The organism is Streptomyces sp. SM1 (genome assembly GCF_002910825.1).
GTDB lineage: Bacteria > Actinomycetota > Actinomycetes > Streptomycetales > Streptomycetaceae > Streptomyces > Streptomyces okerensis.
This window is the reverse complement of the sequence record NZ_NEUB01000784.1, coordinates 1-2,853: the sequence shown is the minus strand read 5'-3', so window position 1 is coordinate 2,853 and position 2,853 is coordinate 1. Positions and strand designations below refer to the sequence as shown.

General features: G+C 70.7%; 1 protein-coding gene and 1 pseudogene. Both read left to right on the top strand.

Annotation, left to right across the window (positions count from 1 at the left end; all coding sequences use genetic code 11):
- Window positions 1-453 precede the first annotated feature (453 nt).
- A pseudogene (locus B9S61_RS24050) lies at window positions 454-2,402 on the top strand (CARDB domain-containing protein); the annotation flags it as partial.
- A gap of 266 nt (window positions 2,403-2,668) precedes the next feature.
- Window positions 2,669-2,853 (top strand): transposase (locus B9S61_RS24045; protein ID WP_146064863.1); only part of this gene is annotated, 185 nt, incomplete at its 3' end.

The following is a 2,853-nucleotide window of genomic DNA, read 5'->3' as shown; positions in this document are numbered from 1 at the left end:
TGCATGTTCACCAGGATCGTGTGGTCGTGCTGAAGCACCGTCAACTGCTCCTGCAGCGAGGCGATCTCCGCGGTGACCCGCTCCTGCTCCTTGACGTTGCGATCCAGGTCGCCCGCCACCTGGGCGGTGTACTGCGAGGTGAGGTCGGTGGCCGCGGTCGCGTTCTCGGACACGTCGGTGCCCCTTTCTTCCCGTTGGTTCCCCTGATGGCCAGCCATGGTACGGCCGGGGGCGGTTGACCGTTTCTGCTGAGCGGCCCCCGGTTGACGCTCCCGGGCGGTGCGGAGGCGGCGCCGGGTCCGCGAGGCGGTTGTGTGCATGCCATTGACAAGACGGGCGCGAGCCGGAAACTCCAGTCCTGGAGTCGCAAGAATTGAACTCTGTATCGCAAAAAGCCCACTTACACATGGCAATTCATGGCATCCCCCTCACGGCCGACCTGGATGGCACCTCATGAGACGCAAGCGTTTCGGCCTGCGCACGATCACCGGCCTGCTCCTGGCCGGCCTCGTCGCCGCAGGGCTCCAATCCGGTACGGCCACCGCCGCGGCCAACGCGGTCCGTGGCCCCGATCTGGCGCTCGGGAAGAGCGTCACGGCCGACGGCGCCCACGCCGGCCACCCTGCCGGCAACATCACCGACGGACGTCAGCTCAGCTACTGGGAGGGCCCGGCGGGCGCGTTCCCGCAGTCGGTCCGCGTCGACCTGGGCGGCACCGTCGAGGCCGATCAGGTCGTGCTCGAGCTGCCCTCCGGCTGGGAGGCCCGCACCCAGACCCTCGCCGTCGAGGGGAGTACCGACGGCAACTCCTCCACCAGCCTGTCGGGTTCCGCCGCCCACCGCTTCGATCCCGCGGACGGCAACACGGTCACCCTGGACTTCACGGCCCGCGAGGTGCGCCACATCCGCGTCCGGCTGACCGCCAACACCGGCTGGAACGCCGCTCAGTTGTCCGAGATCGAGGTCTACGGCAGCGACGACGACGGCGACCCGCAGGAACCGCCTGTCGACGGCACCGACCTGGCCTTCGGCAAGCCCGTCGAGGCCTCGTCCACAATTCACTCGTTCGTGGCGGCCAACGCCAACGACGGCCGGACGGAAACCTACTGGGAGTCCGGCGGCCACCCCGCCACCCTCACCACCGAGCTGGGCGCCGACGCCGACCTCAGCGGTGTCGTCGTCGCGCTCGACCCCGATCCCGTCTGGGCCGCACGGACCCAGAGCATCGAAGTCCTCGGCCGCGCGCAGACGTCGGACACCTTCACCTCGGTCAGGGCCCGCGCCGACTACACCTTCGACCCCGGCTCGAACCGCAACACGGTCACCATCCCCTTCACCGGCCGCTACGCCGACGTACGGCTGAGATTCACGCACAACTCCAGCGGATACGGAGCGCAGGTCGCCGAGCTGAAGGTCATGGGCACCGCCGCGCCCAACCCCGACCTGGTCGTCTCCCGCCCGCGTCACCCACCGAGACGGACGCCGTCACCGTCCGCGCGACCGTGCGCAACGCCGGGCCGGCCGCCTCCGCCGCCACCGTCGATGTCAGCCTGGAAGGCACCGTCGCGGGCAGCGCCCCCGTCGGCGCGCTCGCCGCCGGCGTCTCCGCGACCGTCTCCGCCGACGTCGGCACGCGTCCCCGGGGCAGTTACACGGTGTCCGCCGCGGTGGACCCCACCGGCACCGTCCCCGAACTGGACGACACCAACAACAGCCGCACCGCGGCCGACAGGCTGACCGTCGAGCGGAGCCCAGGCCCCGACCTGGAGGTCCGTGGCATCCGCACCGACCCGGCGAGTCCCGCGACGGGCGCCGAGGTCTCCTTCACCGTCTCCGTGCACAACCGGGGCACCTCACCGGTCCCCGCCGGCTCCGTCACCCGTCTCGCCGTGGGCGACAGGACCCTCGACGGTGCCACCGGGGCGATCGCCGCCGGCGCCACCGCCGAGGTCGCCGTCAGCGGTACCTGGACGGCCACCGGCGGCGCGAGCCTCCTCACCGCCACCGCGGACGCCACCGACATCGTCGGGGAGACCGACGAGAGCAACAACATCCTCACCCGGTCGATCGTGGTGGGCCGCGGCGCCGCCGTGCCCTACACCGAGTACGAGGCGGAGGACGGCAACACGCCGCAGGCGGACGCCCGCCGGCTGTTCGACGAGTCCCACGCGCTGCTCGGGTCCACCTATCCGGCAGGCACCGTCTTCCGGCTCCAGCGCGACACCGCCGCCTTCTACATCGTCGACCTGGAGCAGGTGGCGCCGGCCGCCGGCAAACCCGCCGGATGCGTCTCCATCACCGAGTACGGGGCCGTCCCCAACGACGGGATCGACGACACCGACGCCCTTCAGCGTGCGGTGACCGACGACCAGAACGGGCGGATCGACTGCGTCTGGGTCCCCCCCCCGTTATGTTTTCCGCGGTCCTGCAAGAGGGCCGCTGGCCTCCGGGCCCGGCATGACTGTTGCCCCCTGTCGAAGGCATGACCTGGGGGGTGGTGTCACCGGGCCCGGGAGGTGCCGTCGGAGACGCTGATGAGAGGTCCGGCCACCGTCCGGTCCGGCGCAATGCCGGACAGCTCGCGGGCGGCAGGTCTGCATAACGTGGATGCGCGAGTACGACACCGATGCCGAGGCCGGCACCGTCAACACCCCTTGGGAGGGGCGCGATGTTCGAGACCGAAGACGTGGGCGTGTTCCTGGGCCTGGACGTCGGCAAGAGTGCTCACCACGGCCACGGACTCACCCCGGCCGGGAAGAAGGTCTTCGACAAGCAACTGCCCAACAGCGAGCCGAAGCTGCGGGCCGTCTTCGACAAGCTGACCGCGAAGTTCGGCACCGTCCTGGTGATCGT